Below are 422 nucleotides of genomic sequence, written 5' to 3' on the forward strand. Positions count from 1 at the left end.
CCACGGCCGAACAGGCCGCCGCGCTGGAAGCCGCCGCCGGCGCGCTGCCGCGCACGCCGTGGCAGCGCGCGGAACTCCCCTCCGGCACCTGGATCGCCGCGCCCTCGGCCGACGCGCGGCTGCGCTGGTGGTGGATCGCCTCTGACGAGCAGCTGCAGCAGTCGGGCGCGCTGGCCGAGGTCCTCGGACTGGCGCCGGCCGCGCAATGGCATGCCGCCGACCTGGCCGCGGGCATCCCGTGGATCACCGCCGCCACGCAGGACGTTTTCATTCCGCAGACGGTCAACCTGGACCTGATCGAAGGCGTCAGCTTCACCAAGGGCTGTTATCCCGGCCAGGAAGTGGTGGCGCGCAGCCATTACCGCGGCACGGTCAAGCGGCGCATGGCGTACGGCACCGTCGCCGGCGCCGAGGGCGCGTCG

Annotated in this window: 1 protein-coding gene; it reads left to right on the plus strand. The window is 73.7% G+C overall.

What is annotated here, in order from left to right; all coding sequences use genetic code 11:
* The coding region (gene ygfZ / locus C1I89_RS33835) for a CAF17-like 4Fe-4S cluster assembly/insertion protein YgfZ (RefSeq protein ID WP_146197002.1) at nt 1-422 on the plus strand (422 nt) is incomplete at both ends.

It is taken from the genome of Achromobacter pulmonis, assembly GCF_002885955.2.
Taxonomy (GTDB): Bacteria; Pseudomonadota; Gammaproteobacteria; order Burkholderiales; family Burkholderiaceae_B; genus Achromobacter; species Achromobacter pulmonis_A.